Genomic DNA, 14502 nt, shown 5'->3' with positions numbered 1-14502 from the left:
CGTCACCCCGTGCCGGCGTCCCAGCCCTACCGTAAACGGCGAATCTCGGTCGCCGCTCAGGTATACTGCCGGCCTTTTTCAAGGCTGATCGCGGAGCTTCCTGCATGTCCGGCAATACCTACGGCAAGCTATTCACCGTCACCACCGCCGGCGAAAGCCACGGCCCGGCGCTGGTCGCCATCGTCGATGGCTGCCCACCGGGGCTGGAGCTGAGTCTGGACGACCTGCAGCGCGATCTGGATCGTCGCAAGCCGGGCACCAGCCGGCACACCACCCAGCGCCAGGAAGCCGACGAGGTGGAAATCCTCTCGGGGGTATTCGAGGGCAAGACTACCGGCTGCCCGATTGGCCTGCTGATTCGCAACACCGATCAGAAGTCCAAGGACTACTCGGCGATCAAGGACCTGTTCCGCCCGGCCCATGCGGATTACACCTACCACCACAAGTACGGCGTGCGCGATTACCGGGGTGGCGGACGCAGCTCGGCCCGCGAAACCGCCATGCGCGTGGCAGCGGGGGCAATTGCCAAGAAATACCTGGCCACCCTGGGCATCCAGGTGCGTGGCTACATGAGCCAACTGGGCCCCATCGAAATACCCTTCAAGACCTGGGACAGCGTCGAGCAGAACGCTTTCTTCAGCCCCGACCCGGACAAAGTGGTGGAGCTGGAGGCCTACATGGACCAGTTGCGCCGCGATCAGGATTCGGTCGGCGCGAAGATCACCGTGGTCGCCGAGGGCGTGCCGCCGGGTTTGGGCGAGCCGATCTTCGACCGCCTGGACGCCGAGTTGGCCCATGCGCTGATGAGCATCAACGCCGTCAAGGGCGTGGAAATCGGTGCGGGGTTTGCCAGCGTGGCCCAGCGCGGCACCGAGCACCGTGACGAGCTGACCCCTGCAGGTTTCCTGAGCAACAACGCCGGCGGTATTCTGGGTGGCCTCTCCTCGGGCCAGCCGATCATTGCCCACCTGGCGCTCAAACCTACCTCGAGCATCACCACGCCGGGGCGTTCCATCGATGTCGATGGCAATCCGGTGGACGTGATTACCAAGGGCCGCCACGATCCTTGCGTCGGTATTCGCGCCACGCCCATCGCCGAGGCGATGATGGCCATCGTGCTGATGGATCATCTGTTGCGGCATCGCGCTCAGAATGCCGATGTGCGAGTGAGCACCCCGGTATTGCCGCAGTTGTGAGTTTCCGTACGTAGGCTGGGTTGAGCGCAGCGATACCCAGCGGCCCCGGTCGGCTATCGCTGCGTTCAACCACCTCGACGTGAATCATGCCTGCCTTACCTTACTGGCGCCTTTCCTCGTTCTACTTCTGCTATTTCGCCCTGTTGGGCGGCACGGCGCCGTTTCTGTCGCTGTACTTCGACCATCTGGGCTTTTCCCCGGCGCGCATTGGTGAGCTGATCGCCATACCCATGCTGATGCGCTTCGTGGCGCCCAACCTGTGGGGTTGGCTGGGCGATGTCACCGGCCAACGCCTGCTTATCGTGCGCCTCGGCGCGCTTTGTACGCTGTTGTCCTTCGCGTTGATTTTCGTGGCCCAGAGTTATGCCTGGCTGGCGCTGGTGATGGCGCTGCATGCGTTCTTCTGGCATGCAGTCTTGCCGCAGTTCGAGGTCATTACCCTGGCGCATTTGCGTGAGCGCTCGGCGCGTTATAGCCAGATTCGCCTATGGGGCAGCATTGGCTTCATCCTCACCGTAATGGGTTTGGGCCGGCTGTTCGAGGTGGTCAGCCTGGCGGCATATCCGGTGGCGCTGCTGGTGATCATGGGCGGCATCGTGGTCGCCAGCCTGTGGGTGCCCAACGCCCAGCCCGAGCAATCGGCCGATGCCGCCGGGCAGGGCGGCTTTCTGCGTCAATTGCGCCGGCCGGGCGTACTGGCGTTCTTCTGCTGCGTGGCGTTGATGCAGCTGGCCCACGGTCCTTATTACACCTTTTTGAGCATTCACCTCGAGGCGCTCGGCTATACGCGCGGCACCATCGGTCTGCTCTGGGCCCTGGGTGTGGTTGCGGAGATCCTGCTGTTTCTCGGCATGGCGCGGATTCTCGAGCGTTTCTCCCTGCGCCGCGTGCTGATCGCCAGCTTTCTGCTGGCCGCGCTACGCTGGCTGCTGTTGGGTTATCTGGCCGAGCAGCTGGCGATACTGTTGTTCGCGTAGGTACTGCACGCGGCAACGTTCGGCAGTTTTCATGCGGCCGCGATTCATTTTGTGCAGCGCAGCTTCGGCGCGCGCCAACAAGGACAGAGGCAGGCGCTGTATGCCACCTTGTCCGGGGTCGGCGGCGCCTTCGGTGCACTGTATGCCGGCTACAGCTGGAGCAGCTTGGGCGCGGGAATGACCTTCACCCTGGCCAGTCTGGCCGCATTGCTCGCAGCGGGTATCATGGCGGTCCGCTTGCAGGAAACCGCGCCGCATAGCTGACGCGGCGGCCAGATCATTACCGCGGTCGGTGTTATACCGGCCCGCCGCATTAAAAGAGAGTTCCCATGAGCATTCTGAGCGTTTACGACCAATCCCGCCCCGAGCAGCCCAACAAGGTGCTGACCTATCTTGAGGACATCGTTTCCACTCTCGCCACGGTCGGGGTGCGGGTTGAGCGCTGGGCTGCCAGTGCGCCGCTGCAAGCGGACGCCGGGCAGGACGACGTGATGGCCGCCTACCGCGCTGATCTCGACCGGCTGATTGCGCAAGGCGGCTATGGCAAAGCCGAGATGTTCGCTGTCGATCGGGATACCCCCGAGCAGGACGCCCTGCGTGCCCGCTTGCTGCAAGAGCGCCGCTACGCCGAAGACAAGGCGTTTTTCTTTGTGGCCGGCAGCGGGTTGTTCAACCTGCACATCGGTGACGCGGTATATGCCGTGCTGTGCGAGAAAAACGATCTGCTGGTGGTGCCGGCGGGCACGGCGCACTGGTTCGACATGGGTGAGAATCCCTATTCTATGGCGCTGCGGATGTTCAACACTGCCGAAGACGGTACGCCAACCGGCGACGACATCGCCAGCCGTTTTCCAGGTTTTGAAAACTAGCAGGGCGAGCCATTTACAGGGCCAACGCTGCCTGCCGCATCCCTTGCCAGCCTTCCAGTTTCAGCAATAGCGTCTTGCGTTCCAGGCCACCGGAAAAACCGGTGAGGCTGCCGTTGCTGCCGATCACCCGATGACAGGGCTGGATTACCGCGATGGGGTTGGCGCCGTTGGCAGCGCCCACGGCACGCATCGCCTGGGGACTGCCGATGTGCCGTGCCAGTTGGCCGTAGCTCCAGGTCTGGCCGAAGGGAATCTCCAGCAGCGCTTGCCAGACGCTCCGTTGGAATGCGGTGCCCAGCGGTGCCAGGCGCAGGTCGAAACGCTGGCGACGACCGGCGAAATATTCGTCCAACTGCCGGCAGACGTTATCCAATTGCGTTTCAGCCGGCACCCATTGCTCACCGATCACCCAAGGCTCGGTGGGCACATCCATGAGCAATTGGCGTAGCCCAGCCTCATCGCCCACCAGTAGCAAGCGGCCGATGGGGCTTTCCTGATAGCGATAGAACATGTTCAACCTCCTGCGTAACTGTGCCAGAGATGAATCGCAGCATAGGCTCGCCAAGGACGCCAGGCCTCAGCGCGAATTTTCAGTTCCCGCGCACCAATGCCACCTTGTCCCCAGACCGGCGCCTTGAGCAGGCCAAGATCGGCAGCAGGAAAGGCATCCACCGCGCCGAAACCGCGCAGGGCGATGTATTCGGCGGTCCAGGGCCCAATGCCGGGCAGGGCGCAGAGGCGTTCCACCAGCGCGTCGGCGCCGTCCTCAACATGCAGCTCGAGGCTACCATCGGCCACGGCAGCCGACAGACGTTGCAACGCCAGCACCCGCTTGGCGGGCATGCCGATGGCGGAAAGGTCGGCGCTGGCAATCTGTTCCGGCGTTGGGAATAGATACTGGGGCCCCTGAGCGGGCGCATCCGGCAACGGCTCGCCGAGACGCGCCACCAGCCGGCCGGTGATGGTCACCGCCGCCTTTACCGTGACTTGCTGGCCAACGATGGCGCGCACGGCTTGCTCGAACGGGTCGAACGCCGTGGGCAGGCGCAAGCCCGGATAACCCGCCACCAGTGGCCCGAGCAATGCATCGGCGGCAAAATGCGCGGCAATGGCCTGCGGGTCGGCATCCAGATCGAACATGCGCCGCACCCGCGTCACCAATGCGGAACTGATGGTCTGGGCCGAAGGGCTGATGCGTAACTCCAAAAGGTTTTGCCCGGCCAACGGACTCACCGCCAGCCAGCCCGTCACGCCGCCGATACGTAGGCTGCGGCAATAGCCGTCGTCGGCGAGGGTTTCCACACCGGGCAACAGGCGCAGGGCGAAATGGCGCTGGAACTGTTGCCAGTCCCACGGGGCAAGGTAGGGGAGGTGGAGGGTAGTTGCTGCGCTGTTCATGGCTTGAGCATAGAGCGTGCAGAAGAGCTCGGTCGAGCGCTTGAGGTCCTGAGTTTGCTTAAGCTGCGAACCGCTTCAGCAATGGTGCCAGCGCTTCGCCGTGCGCTTTGGCGAGGCGAATAGCGGGGGGCTGCTTTACCGCTGCGTGCGAGTGCCGGGGAACCTGTGCGGCCATCTTTCGGCCGCCAGCGGTGTCCATCCCGGTGCACGGGCCGCACCTGCGCTATGTCTGGGATGGCACGGCGATTAGCGAAGTATTCAAGATTTCCCGCGTATAGGCCTCAGGCCCACGCTGTCGCCTGCGGCGGTGACAGCGTGGGCCTGAGTCAGCTGAAGCTTCTTTCTGCCGAGGTGCGTGCCGGTGCGTTGCCCGCCACGTAATAAGCCGCATTGCTGCGCGGCAGCGGTTGGCGATCGCGAATTTTGTCGGCAATCTTCTCGGCGATCATGATGGTGGTGGCGTTGAGGTTACCGGTGATGATTAGCGGCATGATCGAGGCATCGATCACGCGCAGCCCTTGCAGCCCATGCACGCGGCCCTGACCATCGACCACCGCCATGCCATCCTCGCCCATCTTGCAGGAGCCGCTGGGGTGGAAGGCGGTTTCGGCGTGATCCCGTACAAAGGCGTCCAGCTCGGCGTCACTCTGGCAATGTGCGCCAGGACTGAGTTCGCGGCCGCGATAGGGATCGAGCGCCGGCTGGTTGATGATCTCGCGGGTGATACGGATGGCATCGCGAAATTCCTGCCAGTCCTGCTCGGTGCTCATGTAGTTGAACAGGATGCTCGGGTGCTGGCGTGGATCTTTCGAGGTGAGCCGTACGCGGCCGCGACTGGGCGAGCGCATGGAGCCGACGTGGGCCTGGAAGCCGTGTTCCTTCACCGCGTTGCTGCCGTTGTAGTTGATCGCCACCGGCAGGAAGTGGAACTGGATGTTCGGCCATTCGAAGTCGGCACGGGTGCGGATGAAACCGCCTGCCTCGAAGTGGTTGCTGGCACCGACGCCGCTGCCGGCGAACAACCATTGGGCGCCAATGGCCGGCTGGTTCCACCACTGTAGGGCCGGGTAGAGAGAGACCGGCTCCTTGCAGGCGTACTGCAGGTACATCTCCAGGTGATCCTGCAGATTTTCACCCACGCCGGGTAGTGCATGCACCACTGGAATGTTCAGGTCGCGTAGCAGGTCGGCCGGGCCGACGCCGGAGCGTTGCAAGAGCTGCGGCGAGGCGATGGCGCCGCCGCACAGCAGCACTTCGCGCCGCGCCCGCGCGCTGGTGGGTTGGCTGGCATTGCCGCGCAAATAACTGACACCGCTGGCACGCGTGCCGTCAAAGAGGATGCGCTCGGTCAGGGCATGGGTGACGATGGTCAGGTTTTTTCGGTCGCGGGCCTGGTCGAGATAGCCGCGCGCGGTGCTGGAGCGCCTGCCGTGGGGTGTCACGGTGCGGTCCATCGGACCGAAGCCTTCCTGCTGGTAGCCGTTGAGGTCCTCGGTGCGCGGGTAACCGGCCTGCACGCCCGCCTCGACCATGGCGTGGAACAGCGGGTTGTTGCCGTTTTTTGGCGTGGTCACGCTGACCGGACCGTCGCCGCCGTGGTAGGCATTGGCGCCAATGTCACGCGTTTCCGCCTTGCGGAAATACGGCAGGCAATCCAGGTAGCTCCAGTCTGCCAGCCCCGGCAACTGGGCCCAGTGGTCGAAATCCAGGGCGTTGCCGCGGATGTAGCACATGCCGTTGATCAGCGACGAGCCCCCCAGGCCCTTGCCGCGCCCGCATTCCATGCGGCGGTTGTTCATATGCGGCTCGGGGTCGGTTTCGTAGGCCCAGTTGTAGCGCTTGCCTTGTAACGGGTAGGCGAGGGCGGCGGGCATTTGCGTGCGAAAGTCCAGGCGATGGTCCGGGCCGCCGGCTTCCAGCAGTAGCACGCTGACGTCGGCATCCTCGGTCAGGCGGGTAGCCAGCACGTTGCCGGCGGACCCTGCGCCGATGATGATGTAGTCGAATTCCATGAAAATCTCCTCCTGCGGAGGGCTGGAAGGCTGGAGGCTGGACGAGCCGAGGCCGCTGCTTCGTCCAGCCTTCAGCCTCCAGCGCTTTTAATCGTCCGTTCAGAAAACCGAGGCAAATTCGCCCAGTTCCACCTGCACCGATTTGATCTGCGTGTAGTGGGCCAAGGTGGCCAGGCCGTTCTCGCGGCCGACGCCGGAGTGCTTGTAGCCGCCCACCGGCATCTCGGCGGGGGATTCGCCCCAGGTGTTGATCCAGCAGATCCCAGCCTGCAGGCGATGGATCAGGCGGTGTGCGCGGGCCAGGTCAGGAGTCACCACGCCAGCGGCCAGGCCGTAGTCGGTGGCGTTGGCGCGGCGAATGGCTTCCTCTTCGTCGTCGTAGGCGAGCAGGCTGAGCACCGGGCCGAAGATTTCCTCGCGCACGATGCGCATGTCGTCGCGGCAGTCGGTAAAGATCGTCGGCGCCACAAAGGCGCCTTGAGCGCCGGCACCCTCGGTGACGCGCTGGCCGCCGGTCAGCAGGCGTGCGCCTTCCTGGATGCCGCTGTCGATGTAGCCGAGCACCCGCTCCATATGGGCGAAGCTGGCCAGTGGGCCGAAATTGGTGGCTTCGTCCTGCGGATTGCCCAGGCGGATGCGTTGCACACGTTCGAGCAGTTTTTGCTCGAATGCGGCCTGCAGCGTGCGCGGCACAAACACCCGCGTGCCATTGGTGCACACCTGGCCGGAGCTGTAGAAATTGGCCATGACGGCGATGTCGGCGGCGCGGTCGAGGTCGGCGTCGGAGCAAATAATCAACGGCGACTTGCCGCCCAGCTCCAGGGTCACCTCCTTGAGGGAGGAACGGGTGGCGCTGGCGATCACCTGCTTGCCGGTGACGGTGCCGCCGGTGAAGGAAATCTTGGCAATGCCGGGATGCTCGGTCAGCCACTGGCCGACCTCGGCGCCAGGGCCGGTGAGCACGTTGAACACGCCGTCCGGCAGGCCGGCCTCGGTGTAGATCTCGGCCAGCTTGAGCGCACTCAGCGGGGTGATTTCGCTGGGCTTGAAGATCATCGCGTTGCCGGCGGCCAGGGCCGGGGCGGATTTCCAAAGGGCGATCTGGATCGGGTAGTTCCAGGCGCCGATGCCGGCAACTACGCCCAGCGGCTCGCGGCGGGTGTAGACGAAGGAGGTGTCGCGTAGCGGAATCTGCTCGCCTTCGATGGCCGGGATCAGGCCAGCGTAATACTCCAGCACGTCGGCGCCGGTGACGATGTCAACGTAGCGGGTCTCCGACAGCGGCTTGCCGGTGTCCAGGGTTTCCAGCAGGGCCAGTTCATCGTTGCGCTCGCGCAGGATATCCACGGCGCGCCGCAGGATGCGCGAACGCTGCATGGCAGTCATCGCTGCCCAGACCTTTTGGCCCTCGTGAGCGGTAGTCACGGCGCGTTCGACATCCTCGCGGCTGGCGCTCTGTACCTGGGCCAGTACTTCGCCGTTGGCGGGATTGATGGTTTCGAAACGCTGGGCAGACGACGCTGCGACATAGCGACCGCCGATATAAAGCTGTTGTTCGCCGAAGCGGGGCATTGGGGTTCCTCGTGTTGGGCGTGAGGGGGCGAGCCTGGGTAGGGCGGAGCCAGTTCACTAAACGGCAGTGTTGCCCGCTTGGTGGACAGAAAAAGCGCTGTCCACCCTACGGATACTCACCGACTGGAAGCGAAACTGAAGCGTTAGTTCAGCCACTCGGCGACGCGTTCGGGGTTCTCGGCAACCCAGGCGCTGGCGGCCTTTTTCGGGGTTTCGCCGTTGTCGATGGCGAGCATCACCGCGCCGATTTCCTTGTCGGTCCAGGCAAAGTTCTTCAGGAAGCCGGCGGCTTCGGCAGCCTTGGTTTCCAGGCCCGGGTTGGCCACGGTGTAGACGGTTTCGGCTTCACCGAACACCTGCTGGGGATCCTCCAGGAAGCGCAGGTCCCACTTGGCGAACATCCAGTGCGGAATCCAGCCGGTGACGACGATGGGTTTCTGCTGCTTCTCGGCGCGGGCCAGGGCGATGGTCATGGCCGGGCCGGAGCTGGCCATCAGGTTGAAGTCCAGGTCGTAGGCCTTGATGGCTTCCTCGGTGCGAATCATGATGCCGGCACCGGCATCGATGCCGGTGATCTGCCCCTGGAAGGCCTTCTTGTGCTGATTGAGGTCGGCGATGCTTTGGACGTCGACGTAGTCCGGCACGATCAGGCCGATCTTCGCCCCGGTGTAGTTGGTACCGATCAGGTTGACCTTGTCCTTGAGCTTGTCGTAGTAATCGCCATGAGTGGCCGGCAGCCAGGCGGAGAGGGCGGCGTCCAGATCGCCCCGGGCCACGCCCTGCCACATGATCGCGGCTTCCACCGGCTTGAGCTTGACCTCATAACCCAGCTGGCTTTGCAGCACTTCGGCAGCCACGTGGGTGGTGGCGACGCTGTCGGCCCAGCCGTTGACATAGCCGAGGGTCAGGGTGGGTTTGTCGGCGGCCATGGCGCTGGACAGGCCGAAGGCCAGGGTTGCAGCTGCAAGGCTTTTGCCGAACAGGTTTTTCAATGTACGCATGGTGTGCTCCTTGATTTTGCAGGGGCGCCTTGATTAGAGGCGTCGTCCCTTGGCCGCATGGATGCGGCGCTTCCGTATTGGATTTATGCCGGGGCCGTAGGGTGGATGTCGTTGTTTACATCTGCCATGTGGGCGGGAGTGGTGGACAACAAACAACGGTTGTCCACCCTACGAATTGGTCCCTACAACCCGAGGTGTTTCTGCACGGCAGCGAGGCCGTCCTGACCGTCGAAGGTGGTCACGCCGTCCAGCCACTGATCGAGAATCGCCGGGTTGGCCTTGATCCAGTTCTTGGCAACGACCACCGGGTTCTGCTTTTGCAGCACCTCATCCATCAGTTGGCTTTCGATCTCGACGCTGAACTGCAGGTTGTTGAGTAGCGTGCCCATATTGGGGCAGCGCGCTTCGTAGTCGGTCGGTACGGCGGTGAACACCTTGGCCGCGCCGTGGTCAGGGCCGAATACTTCATCGCCACCGTCCAGGTAGGTGATGTCGAACTGGGTGTTCATCGGGTGCGGCGCCCAGCCGAGGAAAACCACCGGCTTGTTCTGGCGAACGGCGCGCTGGATCTGCACCAGCATGCCGGCCTCGCTGGACTCCACCAGGCGGAAGTCGCCGAGGCCGTACTGGTCACCCTTGATCATCTGTTCAATCAGCAGGTTGCCGTCATTGCCCGGCTCGATGCCGTAGATACGCCCGTTCAACTGATCCTTGAAGTGGGCAATGTCCTGAAAGCTTTTCAGGCCGGCTTCGGCGGCGTAAGTCGGCACGGCCAGGGTGTACTTGGCACCGTCCAGGTTGGGCGTGGGCAGGATCTTGATGCCGTCGTTCTTCTGGAACGGTTCGACGATGGCGTCCATCGACGGCGACCAGTAACCGAGGAAGGCATCGATCTGGCCTTTTTGCACCCCGGTGAAGGCGATGGGCACGGAGGCCATGACCTTCTTCGGCTGGTAGCCCAGGCCCTCGGTAAGGGCCATGGCCACGCCGGTGGTGGCGGCAATGTCCGCCCAGCCGATTTCGGCAAAACGCACCTGTTGGCAACTGGCCGGTTCCTGAGCCCAGGCGGTGGGCATTAGCAGGCTGCTCAGCAGGGCGGCGCCTGCGAGGGTTTTCAAGCAATTCATTTGGTCGTCCCTGGGGTGGGTGAGGTTTTCGCGCTGCTCAGCAGAGCGCACAGTCGGGCATACAGGCTGTCGCTGCGCGTTTGGCGCGGCGTGCCGAAGCTTTCGGTGATGCGGTCGAGAATGATCGCCAGCAACACCACGGCCATGCCGCTTTCAAAGCCCAGGCCGATGTCCAGGCGCTGGATGCTGGCCAGGACGTCGTTGCCCAGGCCGCCGGCGCCGACCATCGAGGCGATGATCACCATCGACAGGGCCATCATGATGGTCTGGTTGACCCCGGCCATGATCGACGGCATGGCATTGGGCAGCTGCACCTTGAACAGCAACTGGCGGCGGTTGCAGCCGAAAGCCTGGCCGGCTTCCACCAGTTCCTTGTTGACCTGGCGGATGCCCAGGTTGGTCAGGCGCACAGCCGGTGGCATGGCAAAGATCACCGTGGCGAAGATGCCCGGCACCCGGCCGAGGCCGAACAGCATGGCGGCCGGAATCAGGTAGACGAAGGCCGGCATGGTCTGCATGAAGTCGAGGATCGGCCGGGTCACGGTGGAGATGCGCTCGCTGCTGGCGGCCCAGATGCCCAGCGGAATACCCACCAGCAGGCTGATCAGCGTGGCGGAAAGGGTCAGGCCGAGGGTAACCAGGGTCTGCTCCCAGAAACCGGTCAGTACGATCAGCGTGAAGGCTACCGCGGTGAACAGGGCAAAACGTGCGCCGATGCGCCACAGCCCGAGGGCAACGAACAGCGCGATCAGCAGCCAGGCCGGCGGGAACATCAGCAACGCTTCGATGCCTTCGGAAAAACCGCTGACCCACTGCCCGGTTTTGTCGAAGGCATCGCCGTAGTTCTCGAGCAGGTGCTCGACGCCGTCGTTGATCCAGCTGCCCAGATCCAGATACTTGTCGCTCATGCCATGCCTCCCTGCAGACGGCTCAGCAGGCGGCCCTTACTGATCGCACCGCAGTACTGCCCAGCCTTGTCGACCACCGGGATCGGTCCCTCGTTGATCACCAACTGTTCGATCACCTGGTCCAGCGGCAGGTCTTCAGGCACCGGCTCGATCTGTTTGAGCACGTCGCCGTGCAGGCGCAGGTGCTTGTCGTCTTCCACCAGTAGGGCGATTTTTTCCAGGCTGATGGAGCCTTGGAAGGTATTGTCTTCATCGACGATGAAGGCGTAGTGCTTGTCCTGCTCTTGCAGTTCGTCGCGCACCTGGATGGCGTTCGGCGCCTTGCCGTTGTGCACGAACAGCGGAACGCTGTCGGCCTTGAGTTGGCCAGCGGTGAGGTAGCGGTTGGTGTCGATGGTGTCGAAGAAGTTGCGCACATAGTCGTTGGCCGGGTGGTCGATCAACTCCTGGGGCGTGCCAACCTGCACCAGCTTGCCGCCTTCCATGATGCCGATGCGCGTACCGATGCGCAGGGCTTCCTCAATGTCATGGGAGACGAAGATGATGGTGCGGCGCTGGGTTTCCTGCAGCTCCAGCAGCACATCCTGCATTTCGCGACGCTTGAGCGGGTCGAGGGCCGAGAACGCCTCGTCCATGAAGATGACCGAGGGATTCACCGCCAGGGCGCGGGCCAGGCCGACGCGCTGCTGCATGCCGCCGGACAATTCCTCAGGAAGCTTGTCGGCGAAGCCGGCAAGGCCGACTTGTTCGAGTACTTCCATGGCGCGCGCTTCGCGTTCCGCGCGGCCGACCTTGGCGATTTCCAGGCCGAACGCGGCATTGTCCAGCACAGTGCGCGAGGGCATCAGGGCGAAGGATTGAAAGACCATGCTCAGGTCGCGGCGACGCAGGTCGATCAATTGTGCGCGAGGCATCTGCGCGACATTCTGGCCATCGATGTAGACGTTGCCGGCGGTGGGCTCGATCAGTCGATTGATCAGCCGGATCAGGGTGGACTTACCCGAGCCGGACAGACCCATGAGCACGAAGATTTCGCCTTCCTCGACGCTGAACGACACATCGTTCACGCCGACGACCGCGCCGGTTTCGGCGAGGATGCGGTCTTTGCTCCAGCCTTTGCCGAGTTGCTCTATGGCCTGTTGGGGATGGTCGCCGAAGACCTTGGTGAGGTTTTCAACGACGATTTTTCCAGTCCGCATGGAATGGTTTCCTTTCTAGCGGCATTCAGCCGTCATCCACAGCCCGGCGCGTGCCCATGGGCATTCGCCAGGCGAGGGCGACAGGCCTTGCCTATGGAGGGGTGAGACGTAGGGGAATCGGAGAGAGGACCGTTGGACGGTCGTGCGCCGAGGCGGGGTGCCAGCGTGGCGCCGTACATCGCGTTGAGCGAGGACGTAACTGGCGAGTATGCGTATGTGCCGTACCGCACAATGACTCCGAAACCTTTGACAGTGTGTTGAGATTCACTGCGTGGCGGTCAGGCTTCCCGGTACGAGAGGTCGGCGGATTATTCAGGGCTGTAACCCCGGTATATGGGAAACAGCATTGGTTTGATTCCGCACCAGTGCAGTGAATCATTTAACTGCCAGGAGGCGCGGGGCAAAGAATTAATAGAACTTCTTTGCCCGTAAGTTGCCCGAAACATCATAGGGATAATCAGGCGGGGCACCACCCGGCAGGATGAAACCTTTTAAACCATAGCAGACTTCATTCCCCCCGGGTCAAGGCTGAAAGTGGCGCCGGCCGTGGTTTTGCGCCTGGTGAATCGGCGTTGGGCGCCGTATGGCGGGGGCTGTGGCGCAATCGAAAATATGTAAAATATTTCGGCAGGGATGGATATCGGTGGGGTGGTCCCTCCCGGTGTTTTCGGCGGGCAGCCAATGGCTTGCGTGATGGTTTTGGCAGTTTGCGTGCGCCAAGAGAGGAAATAATAAATTAAAGGCAACATGAATCTTTAGTGCCAGCTCATGAAGAAAGATTAATACCTCGGCGGCATGTTAGTTATTGATTCGAATTTAATTAATGCATGTAAAAACAATGCGCTACGGCGGTCTCGAGAGTGAACGATCACAATTCCTGCCTCGATTTCAATTGAGGCACGGCAGTTGGCAGCGCCTGCCCATCCCGACCAAAGTACCCGCATTTGCAGTTGATCTGCCGACTTGGCCTATGGCACTTTGATAGCAGCTAATGGCCTTTTGCGGCACAGCCGGTAGGCTGATACGCAAGCCGCGTCCAATGGATCAAGAATCAGGATGAACGTCATGCAGTACCCCTCCGGCTCGGTGATCACCGGGCTGGTTCTTTCTGGTGGCGGCGCGCGTGCGGCTTATCAGGCCGGGGTGCTGGCCGCGATTGCCGACCTGTTGCCCAATGCAGCGCACAATCCGTTTCCAGTCATCGTCGGCACGTCGGCCGGCGCTATCAATGCGGCGGGTCTGGCCAGTGGCGCCCTGCATTTCGGTGAGGCGACCCGGCGAATCTCTGAGGTTTGGCGCAGCTTCCATTGCGACCATATCTACCGCACGGACTGGCCAGGCTTGTTGCGTCAGGCATCGCGCTTTATCGGCTGTAATCTGCTCGGGCTCGGACCGGACGTGCCAGTGGCCTTGCTCGACAGTTCGCCTCTGCGCGCCTTGCTGGAGCGTGAGCTGGATTGCAGCGGGATTGCCGCCGCCATCCGCCTGCGTCGTCTGCGGGCGGTGGCGGTCACGGCGTTCAGCTATGACTCGGGCCAAGCGGTGACGTTTTATCAGGGACAGGCGGCGATCGATCCCTGGCTGCGCCATCGTCGCATCGGGATACCAACCCGGCTGGGGGTGGAGCATCTGCTGGCCAGCTCGGCGATTCCACTGGTGTTCCCGCCGGTCTGGCTGAACCGCGAATACTATGGCGATGGCGCGGTACGTCAGGCCGCTCCCATCAGTCCTGCGCTGCACCTGGGGGCAACGCGAGCGCTGGTTATCGGTGTCAGCGACCCTGCACATGACGACTTGCCGGCGGTTCGCGGGCGCAACAACCCGCCGAGTCTGGCGCGTATCGGCGCTCATCTGCTTAACAGCACCTTCGTCGATAACCTGGAAACCGACCTCGAACTCCTCGAACGGCTCAACCTCATCAGTAGGTCCCTCCCTGAAACGCGGCAAACACGCCAGCTCGGTCTGCAGCCGGTGGAGGTGCTGGTGATCAACCCCAGCGAGTCGCTGGACCGAATCGCCACGCGCCATCGCCACTCACTGCCGCGCTCGCTGCGGACATTCCTGCGCGGCCCCGGCGCCACCAAGGTCAGTGGCGCCGGCGTATTGAGTTACCTGCTGTTCGAGCCCGAATACTGTAACGAGCTGATCGAGCTGGGCTACAAGGACGCCATGGCGCGCCGCGAGGCACTGGTGGATTTTCTGGGCTTGCGCACGCCGCAGCCAGCCGAGGCGATGGCGTGATG

The 14502-nt window shown here is 62.9% G+C and carries 11 protein-coding genes and 1 pseudogene; 4 read left to right on the top strand and 8 right to left on the bottom strand.

Annotation, left to right across the window (positions count from 1 at the left end):
• Positions 1–104 precede the first annotated feature (104 nt).
• From aroC to ACTV8E_RS02605, 3 genes and pseudogenes are all read left to right on the top strand, one after another.
• Positions 105–1196 carry a chorismate synthase gene (gene aroC, locus ACTV8E_RS02615; protein WP_443198376.1) on the top strand — a complete coding sequence of 364 codons (1092 nt, stop codon included), beginning with the start codon at positions 105–107 and terminating at the stop codon, positions 1194–1196.
• 83 nt (positions 1197–1279) lie between these two features.
• Positions 1280–2437, top strand: a pseudogene (locus ACTV8E_RS02610) (MFS transporter).
• Positions 2438–2502: 65 nt separating this feature from the next.
• Positions 2503–3042, top strand: coding sequence for a 1,2-dihydroxy-3-keto-5-methylthiopentene dioxygenase (locus ACTV8E_RS02605; RefSeq protein WP_443198375.1), 540 nt, complete (start codon positions 2503–2505; stop codon positions 3040–3042).
• 13 nt (positions 3043–3055) lie between these two features.
• Here ACTV8E_RS02605 and ACTV8E_RS02600 read toward each other — a convergent pair whose 3' ends face one another.
• The 8 genes from ACTV8E_RS02600 to ACTV8E_RS02565 all read right to left on the bottom strand — a co-directional run bounded on the left by ACTV8E_RS02600 (position 3056) and on the right by ACTV8E_RS02565 (position 12259).
• Positions 3056–3553 (bottom strand): methylated-DNA--[protein]-cysteine S-methyltransferase, encoded by a 498-nt coding sequence (locus tag ACTV8E_RS02600; RefSeq protein ID WP_251837244.1) that lies wholly within the window; start codon positions 3551–3553, stop codon positions 3056–3058.
• 2 nt (positions 3554–3555) lie between these two features.
• On the bottom strand, positions 3556–4440 hold the full coding sequence (locus tag ACTV8E_RS02595; RefSeq protein ID WP_443198374.1) for a DNA-3-methyladenine glycosylase family protein: 885 nt from the start codon (positions 4438–4440) through the stop codon (positions 3556–3558).
• A 326-nt stretch (positions 4441–4766) separates the two neighbouring features.
• Entirely contained in the window at positions 4767–6458 is a 1692-nt protein-coding gene (gene betA, locus ACTV8E_RS02590; RefSeq protein WP_443198657.1) for a choline dehydrogenase, read from the bottom strand.
• 93 nt (positions 6459–6551) lie between these two features.
• Complete coding sequence (gene betB / locus ACTV8E_RS02585; RefSeq protein ID WP_443198373.1) at positions 6552–8024, bottom strand: betaine-aldehyde dehydrogenase; 1473 nt, start codon at positions 8022–8024, stop codon at positions 6552–6554.
• Positions 8025–8167: 143 nt separating this feature from the next.
• Positions 8168–9025 (bottom strand): glycine betaine ABC transporter substrate-binding protein, encoded by an 858-nt coding sequence (locus tag ACTV8E_RS02580; RefSeq protein ID WP_443198372.1) that lies wholly within the window; start codon positions 9023–9025, stop codon positions 8168–8170.
• 182 nt (positions 9026–9207) lie between these two features.
• The gene (gene choX, locus ACTV8E_RS02575; RefSeq protein ID WP_443198371.1) at positions 9208–10152 is read right to left on the bottom strand and encodes a choline ABC transporter substrate-binding protein; all 945 of its coding nucleotides are present in this window, start codon (positions 10150–10152) and stop codon (positions 9208–9210) included.
• Positions 10149–11060, bottom strand: a complete 912-nt coding sequence (locus ACTV8E_RS02570; RefSeq protein WP_251837249.1) for an ABC transporter permease — start codon at positions 11058–11060, stop codon at positions 10149–10151. The genes choX and ACTV8E_RS02570 overlap by 4 nt, the downstream gene beginning before the upstream one ends.
• Entirely contained in the window at positions 11057–12259 is a 1203-nt protein-coding gene (locus tag ACTV8E_RS02565) for a quaternary amine ABC transporter ATP-binding protein (RefSeq protein WP_251837250.1), read from the bottom strand. The genes ACTV8E_RS02570 and ACTV8E_RS02565 overlap by 4 nt, the downstream gene beginning before the upstream one ends.
• A 1056-nt stretch (positions 12260–13315) precedes the next feature.
• Here ACTV8E_RS02565 and ACTV8E_RS02560 point away from each other — a divergent pair.
• On the top strand, positions 13316–14500 hold the full coding sequence (locus ACTV8E_RS02560; protein WP_443198370.1) for a patatin-like phospholipase family protein: 1185 nt from the start codon (positions 13316–13318) through the stop codon (positions 14498–14500).
• The last annotated feature ends 2 nt before the right edge of the window (positions 14501–14502 follow it).

The organism is Pseudomonas sp. B392_1p (assembly GCF_052245235.1).
In the GTDB taxonomy this organism is placed as follows: Bacteria; Pseudomonadota; Gammaproteobacteria; order Pseudomonadales; family Pseudomonadaceae; genus Serpens; species Serpens gallinarum.
The sequence above is the reverse complement of the archived record's forward strand: the minus strand, read 5'-3'. Positions and strand labels throughout refer to the sequence as shown.